At 72.7% G+C, this 22,858-nt stretch carries 14 protein-coding genes; 6 read left to right on the top strand and 8 right to left on the bottom strand.

The genetic code is table 11. From position 1 onward, the window contains the following. Nucleotides 1–33: 33 nt before the first annotated feature. Nucleotides 34–2,409, bottom strand: coding sequence for a glycosyltransferase (locus tag OG322_RS13020; RefSeq protein WP_329306432.1), 2,376 nt, complete (start codon nt 2,407–2,409; stop codon nt 34–36). Further along, nucleotides 2,406–3,956, bottom strand: a complete 1,551-nt coding sequence (locus tag OG322_RS13025; protein ID WP_123461206.1) for a tetratricopeptide repeat protein — start codon at nt 3,954–3,956, stop codon at nt 2,406–2,408. Before OG322_RS13025 ends, OG322_RS13020 begins: the two co-directional genes overlap by 4 nt. A gap of 346 nt (nt 3,957–4,302) precedes the next feature. On the opposite strand from OG322_RS13025, the gene OG322_RS13030 reads away from it, so the two are divergent. Beyond that, nucleotides 4,303–6,813, top strand: a complete 2,511-nt coding sequence (locus tag OG322_RS13030; RefSeq protein WP_124284862.1) for a YfhO family protein — start codon at nt 4,303–4,305, stop codon at nt 6,811–6,813. A 21-nt stretch (nt 6,814–6,834) separates the two neighbouring features. Here the strand turns inward: OG322_RS13030 and OG322_RS13035 are convergent, their stop codons facing one another. Beyond that, on the bottom strand, nt 6,835–7,479 hold the full coding sequence (locus tag OG322_RS13035; RefSeq protein ID WP_123461204.1) for a TetR/AcrR family transcriptional regulator C-terminal domain-containing protein: 645 nt from the start codon (nt 7,477–7,479) through the stop codon (nt 6,835–6,837). A gap of 38 nt (nt 7,480–7,517) precedes the next feature. Between OG322_RS13035 and OG322_RS13040 the strand changes: the two genes are divergently transcribed. Next, entirely contained in the window at nt 7,518–8,939 is a 1,422-nt protein-coding gene (locus OG322_RS13040; RefSeq protein ID WP_329306433.1) for an FAD-dependent monooxygenase, read from the top strand. 49 nt (nt 8,940–8,988) lie between these two features. Here the strand turns inward: OG322_RS13040 and leuE are convergent, their stop codons facing one another. Beyond that, nucleotides 8,989–9,657, bottom strand: coding sequence for a leucine efflux protein LeuE (gene leuE, locus OG322_RS13045; protein ID WP_123461202.1), 669 nt, complete (start codon nt 9,655–9,657; stop codon nt 8,989–8,991). Between the two features lie 51 nt (nt 9,658–9,708). Beyond that, nucleotides 9,709–11,289 (bottom strand): acyl-CoA mutase large subunit family protein, encoded by a 1,581-nt coding sequence (locus tag OG322_RS13050; protein ID WP_123461201.1) that lies wholly within the window; start codon nt 11,287–11,289, stop codon nt 9,709–9,711. 145 nt (nt 11,290–11,434) lie between these two features. Between OG322_RS13050 and OG322_RS13055 the strand changes: the two genes are divergently transcribed. After that, nucleotides 11,435–12,349, top strand: coding sequence for a L,D-transpeptidase family protein (locus OG322_RS13055; protein ID WP_124284860.1), 915 nt, complete (start codon nt 11,435–11,437; stop codon nt 12,347–12,349). A gap of 186 nt (nt 12,350–12,535) precedes the next feature. Here OG322_RS13055 and OG322_RS13060 read toward each other — a convergent pair whose 3' ends face one another. The 3 genes from OG322_RS13060 to OG322_RS13070 all read right to left on the bottom strand — a co-directional run bounded on the left by OG322_RS13060 (nt 12,536) and on the right by OG322_RS13070 (nt 19,214). Then, complete coding sequence (locus OG322_RS13060; RefSeq protein ID WP_329306434.1) at nt 12,536–13,684, bottom strand: hypothetical protein; 1,149 nt, start codon at nt 13,682–13,684, stop codon at nt 12,536–12,538. Then, a complete protein-coding gene (locus tag OG322_RS13065) occupies nt 13,684–14,517 on the bottom strand; it encodes an RNA polymerase sigma factor (RefSeq protein WP_123461199.1) in 834 nt (277 codons plus the stop codon). Before OG322_RS13065 ends, OG322_RS13060 begins: the two co-directional genes overlap by 1 nt. Before the next feature lie 467 nt (nt 14,518–14,984). Beyond that, nucleotides 14,985–19,214 carry a S8 family serine peptidase gene (locus tag OG322_RS13070; RefSeq protein ID WP_329306435.1) on the bottom strand — a complete coding sequence of 1,410 codons (4,230 nt, stop codon included), beginning with the start codon at nt 19,212–19,214 and terminating at the stop codon, nt 14,985–14,987. A gap of 91 nt (nt 19,215–19,305) precedes the next feature. Between OG322_RS13070 and OG322_RS13075 the strand changes: the two genes are divergently transcribed. The 3 genes from OG322_RS13075 (at nt 19,306) to OG322_RS13085 (ending at nt 22,855) form a co-directional block, all read left to right on the top strand. Beyond that, nucleotides 19,306–20,268: a helix-turn-helix domain-containing protein gene (locus OG322_RS13075; RefSeq protein ID WP_164494387.1), complete on the top strand. Its 963-nt coding sequence runs from the start codon at nt 19,306–19,308 to the stop codon at nt 20,266–20,268. Nucleotides 20,269–20,609: 341 nt separating this feature from the next. After that, nucleotides 20,610–21,632: a dipeptidase gene (locus OG322_RS13080; RefSeq protein ID WP_124284857.1), complete on the top strand. Its 1,023-nt coding sequence runs from the start codon at nt 20,610–20,612 to the stop codon at nt 21,630–21,632. Nucleotides 21,633–21,727: 95 nt separating this feature from the next. Next, entirely contained in the window at nt 21,728–22,855 is a 1,128-nt protein-coding gene (locus OG322_RS13085) for a M20 family metallopeptidase (protein WP_266411138.1), read from the top strand. The last annotated feature ends 3 nt before the right edge of the window (nt 22,856–22,858 follow it).

Below are 22,858 nucleotides of genomic sequence, written 5' to 3' on the forward strand. Positions count from 1 at the left end.
CCGGCCGGCGGCCCGCCCCCTCCTGTCGTGCCGTCAGACGCGCACGCCCGCCAGGATCAGCTGGAGGTCCGCGGCGTTCGCCTCGGTGACCTTCCACAGTTCCCGCTGGCGCCCGTGCACATCGGCGACCGCCGCCGCGTGGTCGTCCAGCAGTCCGGCCGCCCGCTCCACGAGCCGTGCCCCGAGGTGCCGGTCGTGGACGGAGATGCCCCACTCGGGCCGCTCGATGTCGGACAGGAAGTACGCCATCTTCGGGTGCGAGATCAGGCTGATGACCGGCGTACCGCAGCCGAACGGGATCATGCCCGCGTGCCCGCGCATCCCGATGACCAGCTTGGTCCGGGCGTAGGTGTCCCGGATCTCGTCGTTGCCGAAGTCGTACATCGGGATCACCGGCAGCGCGATGCCGTGCTCGCGCCGCAGGTCGAACGCGATCCGCTCGTCGTCCAGCGAGTGGGCCACGCACTTCACCGCGGCGCGGCCGGCGAGCCCCTTCACCGCGGTGGCCATCTCGGCGAGGAAGTGCCCGTAGTCGTGGCCGAAGCGGAGCCCCGAGCGGTCGTACGCGGCGTTGACCAGCACGGTGTTCTCGCGCTGCGCGGGATCGGTCCAGCCGTCCACCAGGTGCCGGGTGACGGTGGTCGGGCAGGGCTGGAAGCGGACCTTGTCGTGCAGCGAGGGCGGCAGCAGCTCACGGACCTTCTCGATCGAGCCGTGGTTGCGCAGCCCGAAGAACGCGGCGCGCTCGACCAGCTTGCGCAGCGAGGAGAGGAACCGCTCCCGGCCGTGGCCGTACGCCTGGCCGTCGAAGGCATTGAAGCCGACCGCGTACACCATGACGGGTACGTCGATCCGCTCCAGCAGTCCGTCGGGGACGTTCCACTGCCAGCCGCTGTTGCCGTTCGGAGCGGTGTCCGGGATGAAGAGGCCGCCGCCGCCGATGACCAGGCCGCGGCGGGCGTTGACGCGTTCCAGCGCGGCCTCGTCGAACAGCCGGTGGGCGTGGACGGAGTGCCAGCGGGCCGGGCCGGTGTCGCGGCCGAAGGCCAGCCGGACGCTCGAAGGGAGCAGCTTGTCCCCGGCGTTGCCCTGCCGGTCCATGTAGAAGGCGACGTGGGCGAGCTGCCCGGCGGCCGGTCCCTCGTCGGGGGCCTCCGCGTCCCTGGTGCGCTTGTACATCAGCCGGTTCGCCCGGTGGGTGGGGTCGACGCCGAGGCCTTCGAGGGCGTACTGCGCCGCGCCGGTGTCGTCGCCGTGGATCCAGGCGATCTGGGCGAGGCGTGAGAAGGCGGTGGCGGCCCGGTTGGGGGCGGCGGCCGCCAGCAGGAGCTGGGCGCGGGCCTCCTCGTAGCGGGAGACGCTCATCAGGGCATGGCCGAGCACCTCGTGCGGCCAGGCCTCGTCGACGGGAATCCGGACCGAGCCGAGCAGGTCGGCCGCCTCCTGGTACTCACCGGCGACGATGTGCGCGGTGGCGACCCGGCGGGCGCTGTCGGGGTCGGCGGTGCGCCGGACGTGCGGGGTGCCGTAGTGCACCAGCAGGTCGTGGTGCTTGGCGCCGGGCAGTGCCAGGTAGGCGGCGTGGAACTCGGCGTCGGACAGCTCGAACCCGCGCCAGCGGTCCTCGGCCAGGCCGTACCCGGCCTCGCCGCCCTGCCAGGGCTTGTGCCGTCCGGTGAAGTGCAGGATCGCGGTGGTGTCGGGCACCGGGAGGTCGCCGGAGAGCCGCCGCTTGACGAAGTTGTAGCGGGAGTCGAGCTGCACGAAGCCGCCGTCGAGCACGGCGTTCAGGATGCCCTGGTCGTGCTTGTCCAGCTCGTATTCGCCGCTGCGGCCGACCTCGTCGATGCGTGCGCAGAACGCGTCGCTCAGGTACTCGCGCTGGATGACCAGCAGCCCGCTGTTGAGCTTGTGCTGTCCGTAGAAGAACTGCGGAACGGCCGCAAGACCCTCGCGCAGCCTCAGCAGTTCGTCCAGAGCGCCGAGGACCACCATGTCGGTGTCCAGGGTGATCACGGTGTCGTAGTCACGCACCCGGAAGACGTCCAGGATGAAGTAGGCCTTGCGCACCAGGTAGTTGTCCTGGTCGCCCTTGGCGTACGTGTCGTAGTGCGCGGCGTCGACCCGGCGGAAGTCGACGCGCGGGTGCAGTTCCCGGATGCGGGCGACGGAAGCGGGGCGCAGCCCGTCGTGCAGGACGACGAAGTCCTCGCAGACGGCCGGGTTGGACAGGGCGAGGCTGCGCAGCAGGGCGAGGAAGCCGGGCAGGTAGTTCTCGTCCACGAAGCTCGCGAAGGCGACCCGGCGCTTGCCGGTGAGGGCGTTGGCCGGGGCGGGCGGTGCGGGCACGGGCGCGTCGGCGGGGGGCATCTCGGCAGGGGGCATCTCGGCGGGGGGCGTCGTCGTCATCGCAGTCGGATCCTCGTATCGGTGACGCTCTGGGCGCGTTCCATGACCCACGCCTTTTCGCTGGTGTACTCGTGCACGGAGGTGATCGGCATCTTCATCGCGGCGGGCAGCCGATAGGCGCCGCTCTCGTAGAAGTCGAATCCGATCAGGTCGAGTTGAGGGCTGACGTCCAGGTGGTCCAGCAGCCAGAGCATGTTGAAGCCGCTGGTGGGGATGGCCGGCCAGACGTCGGTGCCGACCTTGCCGATGTCGCGCAGCGGCCAGCGCAGCGACTCGTCGCCGAGGTACTGCTGGGCGCCCGGCACCAGCCGGGTGCGCAGCGAGTGCTTCCAGTCGCCGGAGATCCCGCCGAACACCAGCCGGGTGTGGACCTTCCGCTCCCAGTTGAAGCCGTGCTTGTGGATGGTGGCGTGGATGTCGGTGCGGCTGCCGGTGGCGGCGGGGTCGATCCGGTACGAGTTGAAGCGGACGACGAGGTCGTACGCGTCGATCTCGGCGCCCATCGAACCCGCGCCGACCCGCTGGGAGTTGGCGATCAGGCAGATCGACTTGCCCGCGATGTGGTTGCGGAACTCGCCGAGCGTGGACCATTCGACCCCGCCGAAGGTGGGGTCGGCCACCGGACCGCGCATCCGGGTCCGGCGCTGCCCGGCGTAGAGCGCGATCAGCTCCGTGAGGTGGCGGGGGCCGTCGTTGCCCGGGGTGGTGCGGGGTACGCCGCCGCTGCCCGGCGCGCCGCCGGCCTCCAGGGCGAGGCCGAGGTACTGGGCGAGGGCCTCCTGGATCTCCGGCACCGGCGCACCGGACCGGTCCTGGGCCAGGAGTGCGCCGATCAGCCGGGACCGTGCGCGGTTCCAGTCCCCGCGCGCGTGCAGGGCCAGGCCCTCGGCCCAGGTGTCGGTGACCGGCCCTCCGGCGAAGCCCGCGGCCTCGGGGCAGTCCCGCTCCAGCATCCGCAGCAGCTCGTCCTGGCGCTCCGCTCCGGCCCGCAGCCCGGCCGTCCTCGCCGCGATGCCGAAGCCGTCGTCGTCGGTGAGGTCGAGGTAGCGCTCGTACGCCTCGACGGCGTCGGCCTCCGCGCCCATCGCCTCCAGGACGCGGGCCCGCAGCCGCCAGGCCGCACGGGAGCGTCTGCGCTGGGTCAGCACGGTGTCGGTGACGAGGGCGGCGAGCTTCAGCTCGTCCTCGTAACCGCAGTCCAGCGCCTTGTTGCCGACCGCGAGCAGCGGGTCGAGCAGCTGGTCGCCGAGGATCAGGGCGGAGCCGGGGCCGCCCTTGGAGGTGCGCCGCAGCAGCGGGGCCGGGGAGGCGGCGGGCGCCTGCTCCATGGCGGCGTGGGTGGCCAGCAGATTCCGCAGCGCCTCCGCCAGCGCCGTACGCCGCCGGTCGAGCCCGGCGACCAGCTTCCCGCTGTGGGCGGCACAGGCACGCAGGCAGGTCTCCAGCTCCGTCGGACGGACGGCGGCGAGGGGCGAGGTGCCGTCCTCGGACGGGAGCGGGTCCTGTGCGTCGCGCTGCCGTGGCCAACGGCTGCGGGCTTTCGTCATGGCGCTCCAAAGCGTCTGATGCCCGTGGGGGGAAGGGGCGTAGGGAGGGGGAACGGATGTCCGTCAACCGTTCGGGGTTCCGTGGCACGCTAGGAAACCTGAACGGCCGCCCGATGAACTCGCCCTGTCGGCAGGGGAAACTGCTGCCTCCCGCCCGTTCCCGGTGGTCGCGCCTGCCCGGACCGGTGTCTTCGCCGCTGCGGGCAGGGGCCGCCCCCGGCCGGCCCAGCCGTCGCCGGGCCGGATGACCTGGCGGGGACCGCCGTATGAAGGGCGGCGGACCATCAGGTGAACCGCCCTTTCCCGCAACGGATTTCACGATGTTCGATGACATATTCGACCCACCATGAGGACTCCGTCGATTCTCCGATCGCCGCGCGGCCGGGGCGCCGCCCTGGCCGCCGTGCTCACCGTCGTCACCGTCTGCGCCGGGGACGCGGTGGCCCGCAGCTACCCCTTCGGCCCGCGCACCCGCAGCGTGAACGACCTGGGCAATCAGTTCGTACCGTTCCACGCCCACCTCTGGGACCTGCTGCACGGCAGAGCGGACGGCGGGCTCCTGCTGAACTGGCAGTCCGGCTTCGGCACCAGCTTCCTGCCCGATCTCGGTACGTATCTGAGCAGCCCGTTCGCCCTGCTCGTCGGGGTGTTCCCGAGGGACCGGATCGACCTGGCCGTCTACGTGGTCACGCTGGTGAAGACGGGGGTGGCGGCGGCGGCGATGACGTGGCTGCTGACCGCGTTGCGCCGGGGCCGCGGCCGGGAGTGGCTGGCGGCCGTGCTCGGCGCCTCGTACGCGCTGTGCGGCTGGTCGGTCGCCGAGGCCGCGTACAACCCGATGTGGCTGGACGGGCTGATCGCCTTCCCGCTGCTCTGCCTGGCCGGCGAGTGGGCACGGACCGCGCGGCGGCCGGTACCGGCGACGCTCCTGGTGACGCTCGCCTGGGTCGCCAACTTCTACACCGCGTACATGGCCACGCTCGGGGCCGCGCTGGTGCTGGTGGTACGGCTGCTGCTGGAGGACGGCACGTCGCGGGAGCGGGTCCGGGGGCTGGTGCGCGCGGTGCGAACGGTGCTGCTCGGCATCGGTCTGGCCGCGCCGGTCCTGCTGCCGGTGTTCCTCGGAACCAAGCACGCCTACCCGGGCTGGACCCGGGAGTTCGCCCCGGCGGCCTGGCCGGATGTCGCGGCCCGGCTGCTCCCGGCCACGTACGGCTTCTTCAGTCCGGCGGTCTTCCTCGGCACGGGCGCCCTGCTGCTGGCCTGCGCGCTCGCCTTCCACCGTGCCGCGCCGCGCGCCGAGCGCTGGGTGTGGCCGGGGCTGGTGGCCGTGGTCACGCTGTCCCTGCAGTGGGGGCCCACTCATCTGCTCTGGCACGCCTTCGCGACACCGAACGGCAGCCCGTTCCGGCAGACGTTCGTGCTGTGCGGCCTCGTGGTGATCGCCGCCTGGACCTCGGTCGCCCGTGCCTGGCCGGACCGGCGGGCGCTGCTGGGCGGGGCCGGGGTGCTGGTGCTGATCGCGGCCGCGGCCGCGCCCAGCGCACTGGTCACCCGGTGGACGTATCCGCTGTTCGCCGCGGGGCTGGTGGCGGCCGTCTGCGCCCTCGCGCTGGTGCGCAGCGGCAGGTTCCTCGCGCTCGCGGTGCTGCTGCTGGTGGGGGCGCAGGCCGGACAGGCCGCCGCGACCACCGCGTACGCCGACCGGCAGCGGCTGAGGCTGCTCGACGACTACGCGCCCTGGGGCGAGCGCCAGCGCCTCCAGGCCGACGCGGTCGCCCGTGCCGACGGCTGGCCGCGCTACCGCACCGATCCGGGCCTGGAACAGAGCACCGCCAACGATCCGCTGGTGGTCGGCGGCCAGGGCGGGGCCTACTACAGCAGCCATACGCCCGACGTGACGACCCGCACCCTCCTCGCCCTGGGCGGCGGCTGGACCTCGCGCGGCCGCGCCCTGCAGAGCCTGGACAACCCGGTGACCGACGCGGTGTTCTCGGTCGGCGCCCGGGTCCATGTGCCGCGCGATCCGCACCAGGTCTGGAACCGCCCGGACGAACGGCCGGTGACCGTGACCCGCAGGGACGTCCCGCCGCTGGTGACGGTGCGGCCGTCCGGGTCCGGGGGCGCGGCCCGGTGGGGGCGCTCGCCGTTCCGCAATCAGGAGGAGCTGCTCGGCGCCCCGGTGTACACGCTGCCGAAGACCGTGCTGCGGTCCGAGGACGGTGCGGCCGCCCCCGACAGGAATCCGCACGCCTACGAGGTGCGGGCCGGCGCGTACACCCTGAGTGCGAGCTGTCCGGCCGGCAGTCAGGTGTTCCTGTGGGCGCCCGACCTGTTCGGCACCGCGCGGCTGGGCGCCGCCGGTGAACCGAACGATCTGCGGGGCGACCTGCCCGCGCGCCGGGCCGCGATGCTGCCGCTGGGTCCGGGCGCGGGACGGATCGCCGTGACGCTGCGGGCGGAGCGGGACAGCACGGTTCCGCACGAGTCCGTCGGCTGCCTGAACCCGGGGCGCCTGGCCTCGGCGGTGGCGGGGCTGAAGCAGACGGGGGCGACGCGGGTCACCGTCTCCGGCAACGGTGTGCACGCCGAACTCCCGCCGCACACCGAGGGGGTCGCCGTGCTGGCCGCGCCCCGGATCGCGGGCTGGAGCTGCGACGGGCATCCGGCCGACTCGTACCTCGGGCTCGTCGCGGTGCCGGTCGGCGACGGCCGGACGGCGGTGGACTGTTCGTTCCGGCCGCCGGGGCTGCGGGCCGGGACGCTCGCCGGGGCCGCCGCGCTGGCAGCCCTGCTGGCCACGGCGTTCGCACCGGCGGCCCTGAGCCGGGCACGGCGGCGGCGCGCTCGCCCGTAGGGCCTGCCGGGGCCGCGCCCCTCAGCGCACCCCGTACCGTGCCTCGACGCCCGCGACGATCAGCCGCAGCCCGTCCTCGAAGCGTTCGTCGTAGTGGTCGAAGATCTCGGCGCCGGCCGCCGCGGCGAGCGGGTAGCGGGCCATCCGCTGCGCGCGTTCACCGATGTCGAAGCCCTCGCGCCGCTGGTCCGGCATCGGGCGGACGCCCTGCTCCTCGCTGACGAAGCCCATCGTGTACGCGTACGCGGTGGTGCCCGTCCGGACCGCCTGCCACAGCTCGAAGCCCGCGTCGACCATGGTCCGCAGATGGCCTTCGAGCCCGTCGGCGTGGTCGGTGCCGGTGAACTTCGCGCCCCCGTAGACCTTGGCCCCGTCGCGGTAGCGCAGCAGCGCGCGGCGCAGCCCGGTGTTGTACGCGACGAGCTGGTCCTGCCAGTTCCGCGGGGCGGGCACCGGCAGGTCCTCGTCGAGCATCCGGCGGTACATCACCGTGGCCATCTCGTCGAGCAGCGCCTGCTTGTCCTTGAAGTGCCAGTAGAGCGCGGGCGCCTTGACGTCCAGCTCCCTGGCGATGGCGCGCAGGCTGAGCCCGTCCAGGCCCAGTTCGTTCAGCAGCCGCAGTGCCGTGTCGGCCACCCGTGTCCGGTCGATCTTCGTTGTACCCACCTTGACAATTTAACAGCGTTAAGCGCACACTCCCGACCATGGAACTTAACAGCGTTAAGGAAACCGGGGTGCTCATCGTCGGCGCCGGCCCCTGCGGCCTCGCCCTCGCCTGCGATCTGGCCCGCCGGGGCGTGCCCGCCCTCCTCGTGGAACAGGCGCCCGCGCTCTTCCCCGGCTCGCGCGGCAAGGGCATCCAGCCCCGCACCCGGGAGGTCCTGGACGATCTCGGGGTCGGCGACGCGGTCCGCGAGCACGGCGGTCCGGCGCCGGTCGGGATGGTCTGGCAGAACGGCGAACGGACGGGCGAGCACCGCATGTTCCGGGTGGCGGCCCCGACGGACGCCGAGCCGTACGGGGAGCCGTGGCTGATGCCGCAGTGGCGCACCCAGGAGATCCTGCTGGCCCGGCTGCGCGAACTGGGCGGCGACGTCGCCTTCTCGACCGCGCTGACCGGCCTCGGCCAGGACGCCGACGGGGTCACCGCACAGCTGTCCACCGGCCCTGTCCGCGCCTCCTACCTGGTCGCGGCGGACGGCGGGCGCTCCACGGTGCGGCGGGCGCTGGGCATCGCGATGACCGGGGAGACCGTGGACCCGGCACCGATGCTGGTGGCCGACGTGCGGGTCGCCGAGAACGCGCTCGACCGCCTCAACTGGCACATGCTGAACACCGACTCCGGGTTCATCACCCTCTGCCCGCTGCCGGGCACGGCGGAGTTCCAGCTGGTCGCCCAGTTCAAGCGGGGTGAGCCGGACATCTCCCTGGCGGGGGTGCGCGCGGTCGTCGCCGAGCGCACCCACCTGGACGCGCGGGACATCACCGAGCTCCGCTGGGCCTCCGACTTCCGGCCGCGCGCCGCGCTGGCCGACCGGTTCCGCGACGGACGGGTCTTCCTGGCCGGGGACGCCGCCCATGTGCACTCCCCGGCGGGCGGGCAGGGCCTGAACACCAGCGTCCAGGACACGTACAACCTCGGCTGGAAGCTCGGCCAGGTGCTGAACCACGGCGCGCCCCCGGCCCTGCTCGACAGCTACGAGGAGGAGCGCCGCCCGATCGCCGCCGAGATGCTCGGCCTGTCCACCCGTATCCACCGCGGCCGGCAGGAACGCGGCGCGGCCACCCAGCAGTTGGGCCTCGGCTACCGCGGCGGCCCGCTGTCGGCCGGCCGCGCGGGCGTCCTGCAGGCCGGCGACCGCGCCCCCGACGGTCCCACCGGCGACCGGCGGCTGTTCGACGTCTTCCGGGGCCCGCACTTCACGCTGCTGGCGGTCGGCACCGAAGCGGACCCGCCGCAGTCCGCGGGGCCGGCGGTCCGGGTGCACCGCATGGACGCGTACGAGGCGTACGGCAAGGGACTGTTCCTGATCCGGCCGGACGGCTACATCGGCTGGGCGGGCGAGGACACGGCCGGGCTCGCCGGATACCTGGCACGGCTGGGCCTCGAAGTCGAGCTCGGCTGAGTTCCCGCCTTCGCCGCCATGGGCCCGGGTGCGGGCGGGCCCCGCCCGGTCAGACGCTGCTGAGCGAGAGCTTCGCGGCGAAGCCGAGGAACAGCACACCCGCGGCAGAAGTGGCTCCCGCCGACAGCCGCTTGCGGCGGCGGAACGCGGCGGACAGCCGGGTGCCTCCGAATATCAGCATCGACAGGTACAGGAAGCTGGCCGCCTGGAGCAGGGTGCCCAGCAGCAGGAAGGAGAGCGCCGGATAGGCGTACCCGGGATCGACGAACTGCACGAAGAACGAGATCAGGAACAGGATCGCCTTCGGGTTGAACAGGCTGACCACCAGCGCCCGGCGGTACGGCCGCTCCATGGCGCCCACGGCCTCGGCCCCGTCCGCCGACTCGCCCGTCAGCTCGGCCACCCGCCGGTGCCGCTCGCGCCACATGGACACCGCGGTCCGCAGCATCCCGACGGCCAGCCAGGTCAGATAGCCCGCCCCCGCGAACTTCACCACGGCGAAGAGCACGGGCGTCGTCCGCAACAGCGACGAGGCCCCCAGCGCGGACAGCGTCATCAGCACGGTGTCCCCGGTCCACACCCCGGCCGCGGCCACATAGCCGGTCCGCACGCCGCGCCGGGCGGCGACGGACAGCACGTACAGCGAATTCGGACCCGGCAGCAGAACGATCAGCACCAGGCCGGCGAGATAGGTCGGAAGGTCAGTGACACCCAGCATGAAACGGAGTGTCGCACGCGGGTACGACAGCCCGGCCCCGGGGTGGCGGGATCAGAACGCGTCCGTCGGCACGTAGACCCCCCACACCTCCCGGAGCGCGTCGCAGACCTCGCCCACCGTGGCGCGGGCCCTGAGCGCGTCCTTCATCGGGTAGAGCACGTTGTCCGTGCCTCCGGCCGCGCTCCGCAGGGCGGCCAGGGCCGTGTCCACCGCGTTCCCGTCGCGCTCGGCGCGCAGCCGCGCCAGCCGGGCCGCCTGCCGGGCCTCGATCGCCGGATCGACGCGGAGCGGCTCGTACGGCTCCTCCTCGTCGAGCCGGAAGCGGTTGACGCCGACGACGACCCGCTCGGCGCTGTCCGTCTCCAGGGCGATGCGGTAGGCGCTGCGCTCGATCTCGTTCTTCTGGAAGCCGTGCTCGATCGCGCTGACGGCGCCGCCCAGGTCCTCGACCCTGAGCATCAGCTCCAGGGCCGCGGCCTCGACGTCGTCCGTCATCCGCTCGACGACGTAACTGCCGGCGAACGGGTCGACGGTGGCCGTCACGTCCGTCTCGTACGCCAGGACCTGCTGGGTGCGCAGCGCGAGCCGGGCGGACTTGTCGGTCGGGAGCGCGATGGCCTCGTCGAAGGAGTTGGTGTGGAGGGACTGGGTGCCGCCCAGGACCGCGGCCAGGCCCTGTACCGCGACGCGCACCAGGTTGACCTCGGGCTGCTGGGCCGTGAGCTGGACGCCCGCGGTCTGGGTGTGGAAGCGCAGCATCAGCGACTTGGGGTTCCTGGCGCCGAACTCCTCCGTCATCACCTTCGCCCAGATCCGGCGCGCGGCGCGGAACTTGGCGACCTCCTCCAGGATCGTCGTACGGGCGACGAAGAAGAACGAGAGCCGCGGGGCGAAGTCGTCGACGTCCATGCCGGCCGCGACGGCGGTCCGGACGTACTCGATGCCGTCCGCCAGCGTGAAGGCGATCTCCTGCGCGGGCGAGGCCCCGGCCTCCGCCATGTGGTAGCCGGAGATCGAGATGGTGTTCCACTTCGGGATCTCGGCCCGGCAGTACCTGAAGATGTCCGCGGTCAGCCGCAGCGAGGGCCCCGGCGGAAAGATGTACGTGCCGCGGGCGATGTACTCCTTGAGCACATCGTTCTGGACGGTGCCGCTCAGCTGCCGCGCGGGCACCCCCTGCTCCTCGGCCACCAGCTGGTACATCAGCAGGAGCAGCGCGGCCGGTGAGTTGATCGTCATCGAGGTGGAGACCTGGTCCAGCGGGATCCCGTCGAACAGCACCCGCATGTCCTCGACCGAGTCGATCGCCACGCCGACCTTGCCGACCTCGCCGGACGCGAGGGCCGCGTCGGAGTCGTGGCCCATCTGGGTGGGCAGGTCGAAGGCGACGGACAGGCCCGTGGTGCCGTTGGCGATGAGCTGCTTGTACCGGGCGTTGGACTCGGCGGCCGTGCCGAAGCCCGCGTACTGGCGCATCGTCCACGGGCGGCCGGTGTACATCGACGGGTACACACCGCGGGTGAACGGGTAGCCGCCCGGCTCCCCCAGTTTCTCCGCGGGGTCCCAACCGTCGAGCGCGTCCGGCCCGTAGACCGGCTCGATGGGCAGTCCCGACTCAGAATCGCGCGTCATCCGCTCCGCCTCCCGCTGGTCACCGATGCGGAACCTGAGGCGTCCTCGGGTGCCCGCTAACGATTTCCCCATCATCCGCAGGATTCGGCAACCGGGCAGAGCGGGAATCCGTCCCATGGGATACCCGAGACCCCAGGGGGCCGAGATGGTACGCACCAGAAGGACCGGGCGCGGCCACGCGCCCAAGGGCGGCAAGGGAGCCGCGGCGGCGACCGCGGCCGTCGCCGTGCTCGCGCTGACCGCGGTGACCGCGGGGTGCGAGCCGCAGGCCGCGGTCAGCACCCCGTCCGCCCCGGCGCCCGCGCCGACGAGCGGCAGGCCCACCGACGACGCCAAGCCCGGCGCGGCCGGGCCGGGGACGGCGACGCCGTCCGCGAGCGCGAAGCCGAGCGCACCGCCGAGGTCCACGCCCGCGCCCGACCCGCAGGGCACGGTGCTGATGGCGAGCGGCGCTCAGGGCGAGCAGGTGCGCGAGCTCCAGGCCCGGCTGCGTCAGACAGGCCACTTCGGCCGCAGCCCCACGGGCTACTACGGCACCGTCACGGTCGCCGCCGTGCAGTCGTTCCAGGGCAAGCGGGGACTGTCCCGTACGGGGAAGGCGGACACGCTCACCTGGCAGAAGCTGCTCGGCATGACACACGAGCCGACGGCCGCGGAGCTGAACCCGCCGACCACCCGCCCGGTCGCGAAGCCGGACAAGCGCTGCATGACGGGCCGGGTGATCTGCATCAGCAAGAACAGCCGGTCACTGTCCTGGATGATCGACGGCAAGGTCCTCTCGTCGATGGATGTGCGGTTCGGCTCGCAGTACACGCCGACCCGCGAAGGCACCTTCTCCGTCTACTGGAAGTCCCGGCACCATGTGTCGACGATCTACGACTCGCCCATGCCGTACGCGATGTTCTTCAGCGGCGGCCAGGCGGTGCACTACTCGTCGGACTTCGCGGCCCGCGGCTACAACGGCGCCTCGCACGGCTGCGTCAACGTCCGGGACGAGGGGAAGATCGCCTCGCTGTTCGCCCAGGTCCGCGACGGCGACAAGGTCGTCGTCTACGGCTGAGTGCCGGGCGGGGGCGGAGGGTCTGAGGGGCGCGGGCGGGACCGGGGGAACGTGTCCCGCCCGCGCCGTTGCGCCGAGCCGCAGGTACGGGGGGAACCCCGGCTCAGGACGCTGCCGATGACCAGTCGGCTCACTCCGTACTGCGTCTGTGTGCCGAAAAACGTCACACCCCGTGGCGGGCGGGGGTCAGCGGGCCGCGGCGGGGGTGTCCGGCGCCGCCGGCTGCGAGGCGGTGACGTCCGCTTCGGGGTCCGTTCCGGCGAAGGCGGTCGACGGGTGCGGGGACGCGGGAGTGAACCCGATCGACGGGAGGGAGCCGGAACCGCCGGGCGGCGATTCGCCGTCGCCGTCCGAGTCGCCGTCGCCCCCACCGTTCTGGCTGTTGCCGTTGTCGCCGGCCCTGTCGAGCATCCGGTCGCAGAACCGGTCCAGGTTGCGGGCGCCCTTGGCCAGCGCTTCGAGGCGGCGTCTGCGGTCGTCGTCGAGCTTGCCGTCGCGGTAGTCGCGGCAGGCCTTCAGGGTCTTGGCGTACCAGGCGCCCGACGTGCCGTCCTGGGAGGTGCCGGGCTGTCCGGCGCCGTCACCGTCCGTGCCCTCGGTGCTGTCCGAGGAACCCTTGGCCGGGTCCTCGGACGGTCCGGTGCCGGTCTCGTCCTGGGTGCCGGGGCCGGTGGGACGGCTGCCGCCGGGTCCGACGGTGCTCTTTCCGTCGGGGCGGGCGGAGTCCGGCGGCTCCGGTGGCACGCTCCGCGCGCTCGGTGAGCCGGACGGCGGCTCGGGCGTCCGGTCGTCGGTGGTGAGGCCGGAGCCGAGCTCCTCGGGCGAGGCGGCGGCCGACACCGAGGTCGCCGGCGAGGGGGCGTGCCGGCCGAAGGGGCCGGGCAGCACCCCGGTCCCGGCGGCCACCGCGACCCCGCCGATCGCGCAGCACGCGAGGGAGGCGACCAGGCCGAAGCGGATGGGCCGGCTCCAGCGCAGCGGGCGGGCTCCGCGGGAACCCGCGGAGGCGGACCGGGCGCCGGAGGCGGCCCGGCCTATGTGTACGGGCGCGAGCATGCCGGTCTCGCCGATCCCGTCCGCCCCGGCGACGGGCACCCGGCCCGCCCGCGCGGACGCGGAGCGGGTACGGGGGGCGGCGCGGAAGGCGGCCAGCGCGGCGGCCTCACCCGGAAGCTCACCGGTGGCCGGGCGGACGGACCGGGCCGCCGCGTCCAGAGCGGCCGCGAGCCTCTCGGCCTCCGGTTGCGGCCGGCCGTCGGCAGGATCGACCGGTTCGCGGCGGAGCAGTCTCTCCGCCGCTTCCTTGTCAAGCCATTCGTACTGCTCGTCGGCCATCACATGTCCTTCTGCGTCCACAGACGCGAATGCGTCACACCGGCGGGCGCCACCAGGCCGGTGCGGGAGGGGCGTTGCGCGGGTACGGCGCCGAGTTCCGCCGTCCGGCCGGCCGCGTTGCCGTGCGGGGTCTGTGCGGGGGCCGGCGCGTCGGCCGGGGCCCTGGGGGCGTCGGCCCCGCCGGCCGGGGCGCCGTCGTGCGGACGGCCGTCCTGCCCGTGGTCCGCGGCCGGCAGATCGCCCCCGCCCCCCGGGTGGTCCATGCCGTCCGGGCTGTCCGCACCGTCCGCCCGCAGCAGTTCGGCGAGCCGCTTGAGTCCGCGGTGGGCGGCGGTGCGTACCGCACCCGGCCGCTTGCCCAGCGTCAGCGCCGCGCTCTTCGCGTCGAGACCGACCACCACGCGCAGCACCACGGCCTCGGCCTGGTCCTGCGGCAGCTGGGCGATGAGCGACATGGTGCGGCCGGTGGCCAGGGCCTCGATCGCCTCGGCGGCCGTGTCGGACTCGGCGGGCTTCTCGGACAGTTCCGTCTCGTCGCCGCCGACCGCGGGCCGTCTGCCGCGCATCCGCAGATGGTCCAGGGCACGGTTACGCGCTATCCGCGCCGCCCAGCCCCGGAACCGGTCCGCGTCACCGCTGAACCGGTCGAGATCGCGCGCTATCTGGAGCCAGGACTCGGACGCCACGTCCTCGGCATCCGGCTCCCCCACCAGCGTCCTTATGTAGCCCAGCAACCGCGGCTGCACAGCGCGGTACACAGTACGGAAGGCGTCCTCGTCCCCGTCCTGCGCCGCGAGCACCGCGGCAGTAAGCCCCGCGTCGTCCCCCAGCACTCCCTCAACCTGCCCTGATGTCCTGAATCGCAGCTGGTCACCACTGCCGCGCCACGCTGCGCGACTCAGCACGCTACGTCCTTCGCGGCCATCCCGTCCATGACTTGTACAACCCGCAACATTCCGCGGCCGGGACGCGGTGTGACAGAAAACGCAGTCACGGCGCTGAGATGAGTACGGGGTCGTCCTGCGGCCCCGCGGAAGACGACCGGGGCCTCTCCTGTGGGGGGTGGCGGCCCCGGTCGTCTTTCTGCATTCTGACCGCCCGAACTGCATTGATGTCATGTTCAGACCGCTCGCGTGACCAACCGCGTGACCAACGCGCCAGCCGGTCCGTTCGAGCTTCCCCGAACCGATGCGCTGCGCGGCCCCGGCCGTCGTGGTCGTTGCGCTGATCCACCGGCCGCGTCAACGCGCGGACCGGGCGCCCGGACAGAGGTTCCGTCCGGGCGCCCGGTCCGTGGTGATCAGTGGCGCAGGTCGAGACGGTGCACGCCGCCGTCGACGGTGCCGACGTAGAGCGTGCGGCCGTCGGGGCTCGCGGCCAGTTTGGTGGTGTCGGTGTTCTGCAGGCCGGTTGAGATGTTGTGCCAGCTCAGACCGTGGTCGGTGCTGCGCAGTACGCCCCGGCCGCCTTGGGGGAGGCCGCTGGCCCCGGAACTGGTGGTGGCCGCGTAGAGCGTGTTCTTGACCCGGAGCAAATCGGAGACATGGATCGCGAGAGCGCCGGTGTCCGCGGTGCGGAACGTCCGGCCGCCGTCGGTGCTGACGCGGACGCTCTCGCCGCCGACGACGAGACGCCGTCCGTCGAGGTCGATCGCGGTCACCGGGCCGTCGGCGACTTTGGTGACGGTCACCCCGCCGTCGTCCGACCGGTAGAGACCGGAACGGTTGCCGAGCCACAGGCGCAGCGGATCGGCGGGATCGCCCACGATGGTGTCGAAGAAGCCCTCGTGGTAGAGGTTCTTCCACGTTGCGCCGCCGTCGCTGGTGGCGAACAGCCCCTCTCCCAGCAGGCTTCGGAAGCTGACCATGACCCGGTTCGGGTCGGCGGGGTGGACCAGGAGCGCCGTCGGCACCTCCGCCGAACTGCCCCTCTCCTCCCAGGTGGCACCGCCGTCGCCGCTGCGCTCGACGGTGAATGAGCCGAACGCGGTGCGCCGCACCTTCCAGATCACCTTCGGATCCTTGGCCGACACGGCGAGTTGCGGAACGGTGACGCCCCTCATGCCCTCGCCGCGCGACTGGCCCCACTCCGGGCTCGCGACGGGAAGGGCGGTGCGGTAGACCGCGCTGTCGGTGGCGGCGAGAAGATGGCCGTCACTGACCGCGAGATCGTTGACGGTCAGTCCCTGGACGCCGATCCGCCGATATCCGGTGCCGTCCGCGGCACCCCGGTAGAGACCGTCCTGCTCGCTGGAGACGGTGACGGAACCGTCGGCCCAACGGTCGTAGTCCACCGGTAGCGCTGCGCGCGACGGCGCGGCGACCGTGGTCCACGTCTGCCCGTGGTCGCGGCTGAGACGGCCGCTGCCGGACAGCGTGCTCAGGTACAGGTCGTCACCCGAGATGGTCAGGCGGAGGCCGCCGTCCGTCATGGACAACAGGGTGGTCCAGGTCTCCCCGCCGTCACGGGAACCGACAACTCCCCGGCCCGGGACATACACCGCCACGACCGAGGAGTCGGCGGCCAGCCCGCCGACGGCCCCGCCGGACGGGGCGAGGAGCAGGCGCGCCTCGCCGGGGTCGCCCGAGCCGATACCGGAGCGGGCCCAGACGCCGTGATACGTCGTCATATAGAGGGTGTCACCGGTGACGGTGGCGGCGATGATGCCGCCGGTGACGCCGGTCGGATACGTCGTCCAGTGGTCACCCGCGTCCGTGCTGACCAGCAGCGCGTCCGAGGTGACCGCGACCAGGGTGCGGGTCCGCTCATCGGCGACGAGCGCCGCGATGCGGGTGTCCGGGACGTCGAGCGTGCGCCAGGTACGCCCGTTGTCGTCGGTGCGCAGGACGGCGCCCCGGCGGCTGCCGTCGTGAACACTGTTCACGGCGTACCACCAGCGGTCGGGATTCTTCGCGTCGACCACGAGCGGACCCGTGCCGTCCGCGACCGGCAGTCGTCCCAACTGGCGCCAGGAGGTGCCGTTGTCGGTGGTCAGCCAGGGGGCCGCCTTCTGGTACTGGGTGAGGACGGCCTGCCGCGGCCGGCTCGGCGAGAGGGCGACGGAACCGGCCTCGCTGTTGGGGCCGACCGGCTCCCAGCGGTCCTCGCGGCTGTCGACCGGGGTGACCTCGAAGGCACTGGCGCCGGTGAGCAGTTGCCCGGTGGCGGCGGTGCCGCGTACCGAGACCCGGTAGGCGCCGGCCACGCTGCCGGTCACCTGGGCCCGGTAGTAGCCGCTGGCGGGATCGAGCGTGGAAGTGACGTAGACGGCCTTGCCACGAGGCGGGGTGACGGTGACGACCGGCGGTGTGGCCAGCCGGGTCGGCGGGGCGATGTGCACGGTCGAGTGACCGTCGCTCGGGTCGGGTGCGGCCTGGACGGCCAGATGACGGACGGCGAGCAGGTAGGGCACCCCGATCGCCGGTCCCCGGTCGGGAGTCGCCGTGAGACGGCCGCTGATCTCGGTGTCGGCCGCCGGTCGGGCGACGCGCAGCGAGACCGTGACGGTCGCGGTCCCTCCGGCCGGCACGGTGACCCGCTTCGCCGAGACCGTGGCCGGACCGTCGGTCCGCAGCGAGGTCGTGACCGGCCGCTTGCCGGAGTTGCGCAGCGTCACCTTCGCGGTGCCGCCGACCTGACGCCGGGACAGATCGGCGAGCCCGAACGACACCGACGCCGGCGAGGCGCTGACCGTGGCCGAGGCGGCCGCGGCCACATCGAGCCGGCCCGAGCCCTGCGTCGTGGGCCCGCTGCCGCTCAGCGGCTTCGCGGTGCCGATCAGCTCGGCCTTGATCTCGGCGGGCGTCCGGCCGGGGTGCAGCTGGCGCAGCAGGGCCGCGGCGCCGGCGACGTGCGGGGCCGCCATCGACGTGCCCGACATGCGGTACTGGCCGGGTCCGTACAGCGACTTGGGTATCGTGGAGCGGATCTCCACACCCGGCGCGACCAGATCGGGCTTCAGACCGAAGCCCTGTGTGGGACCGCGTGAGGAGAACGAGGCGATCCGGTCGGTGGTGTCGGTGCCGCGCAGCGTCACCGACACCTTCCCGGCGGCGAGCCGGGAGCTCAACTCCGTGTACTGGGTCGAGTCGATGCCCATGACCACCAGGTGGTCCATGCGCAGCGAGTCGCCGGAGGCGTCGATCCGCGCGGACGAGGACGGCACCTGGGCCACTCCCGGCTCAGGGTTCACCTCCGGCGGCCGGACCTCTCCCGGCGCTCCGGCGACGAACACCGGGCCGCTGTTGGAGGGCAGGCCGGCCAGCACGGCGATCGCGCCGCGCTTCTCCGCCTCCTTCGCCCAGTCCACGGCGCTCGCCGTCAGGTACCGGGTGTCGGCGGCGATGAGCATCTCGGCCCGTACGATCTTTCCGCGTACGTCGCCGACCCGCTTCCAGTCCTCGGCGGTGCCCTGGCCGACATCGACGAGCGGCGCCGTGACGGGGTGCCCCGGCGGGTTCGCGGACAGGATGCCGCGGTAGGTCTGGATCAACTCGGGTTTCTTGCCTGCCAGATAGGCGCTGGGCAGCCGCAGACCGCTTGTCGACGCGCCGACCGCGACGACGCCGTCGGCCGTTGCGGGGCTGCTGACCGTACCCGTGCCGGGTCCGTCGTTGCCGGCCGCGGCCACCACGACCACACCGGCTCGCACGGCCGCTGTCGCGGCGCGGCCCAGCGGGTCGGTGCCGTCGCCGGGGCCGCCGAGGCTCATGTTGATGACGTCGGCGCGGTGCGGGTTGGCCGGGTCGGAGGCAGCCTCGACACCGGCGATGATGTCCGACGTGTAGCCGGAGCCGTCGGCGTCCATCACCTTGTAGGCCAGCAGATTCGCGCCGGGCGCCACGCCGGTGACGCCGCCCTTCTCGGCCGCCCTGCCCGCGATGATGCCGGCGACGTGGGTGCCGTGGCCGTTGTCGTCCATCGGGTCCTCGTCACCGTTGACGAAGTCGTGCCCGCCGACGACCTTGTGCCCCTTGCCGAGCCCGCCTCCCAGGTCGGGGTGGGTGTAGTCCACGCCGCTGTCCAGGATCGCGACGGTGGTCCCCTTGCCGGTGACGCGGCTTCCGGCCGGGTCTCTGCGCTGCCAGACGCCGGGTGCGCCGATCAGCGGCACGCTGACGTCCGTCTTCGTCAGCACCCGGGTGTCGGGGCGGACGGCGGTGACGCCCGGCAGCGAGGACAGCCGCCCCACCTCGGACGCGGGCACCGTCATTGCCACGGCATCGATGAGCAGACCCAGTTTGCGGGTCGCCGAAGGGTGCAGCCCGGCGCTCTTCGCCGAGCCGAGGAACGTCTCCTGCCGCGCGTCGAGCGCGCGGCGGGCGGCGCCGACGCCGCGGGCGGCCTCGGCGGACAGCAGCGATCCACCGGGCGCGGCGGTGACCGCTGGGTTCCCGGACAGTTCGACGAGCACTCGTTGCGACGGGTCGGGCGTGGACGCGGTGGCGGCACCCGGTGTCACCGCCAACGTGCCGGCGAGAACAACGGCGGCGAGGGCGGCATGACGCGATCTTCGTGACTTCATTGCCATGCGTAAAGGTCCTAGTGGTGAGGGCACTTGCCGCACAACTGATCTCCGTGGCCCATTGCTGCCGCTGGCACAATTGGGCCACCATCCGTCCATGACTCCTGAGACACCGCAACTCACGGCGGCAGGCATCGATCCGTTCGACGAGAGCGTCTACCGGGCCGTCCTGACCCGGCGGACGGCGGCGCCTGCCGAACTCACCGCGGACCTCGACTGTTCGGCCGAGCGCGTCGCCAGGGCGCTGGACCGGCTCCGCGACCACGGGCTGGTCGGCCGGCTCGCCGGCTCCCGCCGCCGGTACGCCGCGATCGAGCCGGGCGCCGCCGTCGAGGCGCTGGTGCGGGCCAGAAGCAATGAGCTGGAGCGGGTCCGTTCGGCGGCCGACGAGCTGTCCCGGCTGTTCGCCGCCGCGCGCACCGGCGCGACCTATGAGGACGAGGTGGAGATCACCACCGGCAGCGAGGCGCTCGGCCGCTGGTTCGTCCGCCTTCAGCAGGAGGCCCACGAGGACGTGATGACCCTGGACCGGCCGCCGTACGCCCTGACCACCTCCAACCCGGTGGAGGCGACGGCGCTCGGCCGCGGCGTACGGTACCGCGCGGTCTACGCCCCCGAGGCCCTGGAATGGCCGGGCGTCCTCGACGACATCCGCGAGCTGGTCCGGCACGGCGAACAGGCCCGCGTCCTGCCCGGCCTGGGCATCAAACTCGCCATCGCCGACCGCAAGCTCGCCCTGATGCCGCTCTCCCTCGACCTCAACGACGTCCGCGCCGCGGTGATCCGCCCGTCCACCCTGCTCGATGCCCTCACCGGCTACTGGGAAATGTGCTGGCAGCAGGCCCTGCCCCTCAACGCACCCGCCGAGGACCCCCTCGGCGAGGAGGACAGACTCGTCCTCACCCTCCTGGTCAGCGGCCTCAAGGACGAGGCGATAGCCCGCCAGCTCGGCTGGTCCGTGCGCACCATGCGCCGTCGCATCAGCCGCCTGCACGACCTCCTCGGCGCCGCCAACCGCTTCCAGGCCGGAGTGATCGCGGCCCGCCGCGGTTGGTTGTGAGACAGCACGCCGGCAGCAGCTGGGGCGGCAATGAGCGGATGGGGTCCCGGCGCGTGTTCCGTGCCTGCACAGGGCGTTGAAGCGGCACGCTTCCGGGGAGGAGGGGCACGTCCGATACACGGCCCAGCGGCCTCCGACCGAGCCGTCCCGCCACTGAGAGATCTTGTCTGTGACTGCCCGTCAGGTCGCCTCGCGCCCTCGGCCAACGCTGCGGCCGAGTGGTGCGACGCTTCAAGAACCCGGGTTCCCTTTCATCCGGCGGCACCAATCGTGCGGCTTGGAGGGGGGCTACTCTCCGTTTCGGCGATCGGCCCCGACCGGGGCTGCCCGGAAAGGCCACGATGTTCGAGGAGCTCCACCACCGCGCTGTCGTCGCCGACGCTCACAACGATCTGTTGTGTGCGGTCGCCGCCCGGCCCCCGAAGCGCTGGGGCTCCTTCTTCAGGGAGCGCTGGCTGCCTCAACTGCGCTCGGGCGGAATCGACTTGCAGGTACTGCCCGTGTTCATCGACGCGCCGTACCAGCCCGAGGGCGCACTGCGGCAGACCCTGCGGATGATCGAGTGCGCCCACGTCCTGGCCGAGGAGAACGCCGATCAGGTCGCGCTGTGCCTCACCGGCGCGGACATCGATGCCGCCCTCGCCCAGGACAGGATCGCTCTCGTACTCGCGCTCGAAAGCGCCCCCGGCGTCGACGCCTCCACCGAGCTCTTCTCGACCATGCACCGCCTCGGCGTACGCATGGCCTCCATCGCCCACTGGGGCCGCACCCCGCTCGCCGACGGCAGCCGGGAGGACGCCACGGGCAGCCGCCTCACCGCCCCCGGTGTCGAGGCCGTACGCGAGATGGAGCGCCTCGGGATTCTCTTCGACATCTCCCACCTCGGTCAGAGCGGCGTCTCGCACGTCCTGGAGCTGGCCACCCGTCCCGTGATCGCCTCCCACTCCTGCGCTCGCGCCCTGCGCGACCACCACCGCAATCTGACCGACGAGCAGATCCGCGGTGTGGCGGCGACCGGGGGGCTGGTCTCGGTGGCGTTCGTACCCGACTTCCTCACCGACACCCAGGACAAAGTCCACGTCGACAGGATCGTCGATCACATCGAGCACATCGTCTCCGTGGCCGGTGTCGACCATGTCGGCATCGGCGCCGACTTCGTCCGCGAGGTCATCGCCGACACCACTCCGCCCTGCTGCGAGGAGTTCGCGGACGCCGACGACCCCTCTTTCACCTTCCCCGAGATGGAAGCCCCGGCCGACCTGCCCCGGCTGACCGAGGCCCTGCTCGCCCGCGGGTTGCCCGAGAGCGACATCCTCAAGATCATCGGTGGCAATCTGCGCGCACTCCTCGGCGCGTACATCTGAACCCGCCCGCGGTTGGTCGGGGCGGCTGAAGCGCGGACACCGATCCTGCCCGGATCGACATATCGTCGCGCGGGACGTTCCGAGACCCTGGGGGAATGACACCGGAAACCCTGCTGATCGCCGATATCGAACGACTCGTCCGCTGCGAGTCGCCGTCCGAGGACCTGGAAGCGGTCGCCCGCAGTGCGGAGGTGGTCGCGGCGGTCGGAGCCGCGCGGATGGGGGCGGAGCCCGAGCGGATCGTCATCAACGGCCGGACCCATCTGCGCTGGCGGTTCGGCGACCGGCCCAGGGTGCTGGTACTCGGCCACCACGACACGGTGTGGCCGACCGGCACGCTGGAGCGGCTCCCGTACGGAATCCGGGACGGCGTTCTGCGCGGGCCCGGCTGCTTCGACATGAAGGCCGGGCTGGCGATGGCCTTCCACGCGGTGGCCGCGCTGGACGACAACGCGGGCGTGAGCGTGCTGGTCACCGGTGACGAGGAGCCGGGATCGCCGACCTCGCGTGAGCTCATCGAGGACGAGGCACGCGGGTGCGACGCCGTGCTGGTGCTGGAAGCCGCGGGCCCCGGCGGGGCGCTGAAGACCGAGCGCAAGGGCGTGTCCCGCTACGAGGTCCGTGTCACCGGGCGGGCGGCCCATGCCGGGCTCGAACCGGAGAAGGGGGTGAACGCGGCCCTGGAATCGGCCCATCAGATCCTGGCCGTGGCCGCGCTGGGCGGCAGAGGCACCACCGTGACCCCGACCACGGCCAGGGCGGGCACCACGGTGAACACGGTCCCGGAAAGCGCCGTCTTCTCGGTGGACGTACGGACGTGGACCCAGGAGGAGCAGGACCGGGTCCATGGCGCCATGCTCGCTCTGCGGCCGCACCTCGACGGCGCCGAGGTGGAGGTGCGGGGCGGCCCCAACCGCCCGCCCCTCCAGGCCGAGGCGTCCAAGGACCTGTTCGAGCTGGCCTGCCGGCTCTCGGCCGAGCCGCTCGCGTCCACGGCGGTCGGCGGCGCCTCCGACGGCAATCTGACCGCGGGCATCGGCATCCCCACCCTGGACGGACTGGGCGCGGTGGGCGGTGGAGCCCACGCCGATGACGAACACCTCGTCGTCGCAGAACTTCCCGTACGCACACGACTGTTGACGGACATCCTGCACTGTCTGCTCGGACGAAATCAGGGCGCCCGTTCCGTCCGGGCGGACCAGCTGCCCACGACGAGCGACTGAAAG

The organism is Streptomyces sp. NBC_01260 (assembly GCF_036226405.1).
Lineage (GTDB): Bacteria > Actinomycetota > Actinomycetes > Streptomycetales > Streptomycetaceae > Streptomyces > Streptomyces laculatispora.

Bases quoted from the DNA above. Each gene is read 5' to 3' on its own strand.
- OG322_RS13030 (WP_124284862.1), top strand. From the start codon at position 4,303: ATGAGGACTCCGTCGATTCTCCGATCGCCGCGCGGCCGGGGCGCCGCC.
- OG322_RS13085 (WP_266411138.1), top strand. From the start codon at position 21,728: ATGACACCGGAAACCCTGCTGATCGCCGATATCGAACGACTCGTCCGC.
- OG322_RS13070 (WP_329306435.1), bottom strand. From the start codon at position 19,214: ATGGCAATGAAGTCACGAAGATCGCGTCATGCCGCCCTCGCCGCCGTT.
- OG322_RS13020 (WP_329306432.1), bottom strand. From the start codon at position 2,409: ATGACGACGACGCCCCCCGCCGAGATGCCCCCTGCCGAGATGCCCCCC.
- OG322_RS13040 (WP_329306433.1), top strand. From the start codon at position 7,518: ATGGAACTTAACAGCGTTAAGGAAACCGGGGTGCTCATCGTCGGCGCC.
- OG322_RS13050 (WP_123461201.1), bottom strand. From the start codon at position 11,289: ATGACGCGCGATTCTGAGTCGGGACTGCCCATCGAGCCGGTCTACGGG.
- OG322_RS13025 (WP_123461206.1), bottom strand. From the start codon at position 3,956: ATGACGAAAGCCCGCAGCCGTTGGCCACGGCAGCGCGACGCACAGGAC.
- OG322_RS13075 (WP_164494387.1), top strand. From the start codon at position 19,306: ATGACTCCTGAGACACCGCAACTCACGGCGGCAGGCATCGATCCGTTC.
- OG322_RS13055 (WP_124284860.1), top strand. From the start codon at position 11,435: ATGGTACGCACCAGAAGGACCGGGCGCGGCCACGCGCCCAAGGGCGGC.
- leuE (WP_123461202.1), bottom strand. From the start codon at position 9,657: ATGCTGGGTGTCACTGACCTTCCGACCTATCTCGCCGGCCTGGTGCTG.
- OG322_RS13080 (WP_124284857.1), top strand. From the start codon at position 20,610: ATGTTCGAGGAGCTCCACCACCGCGCTGTCGTCGCCGACGCTCACAAC.
- OG322_RS13060 (WP_329306434.1), bottom strand. From the start codon at position 13,684: ATGGCCGACGAGCAGTACGAATGGCTTGACAAGGAAGCGGCGGAGAGA.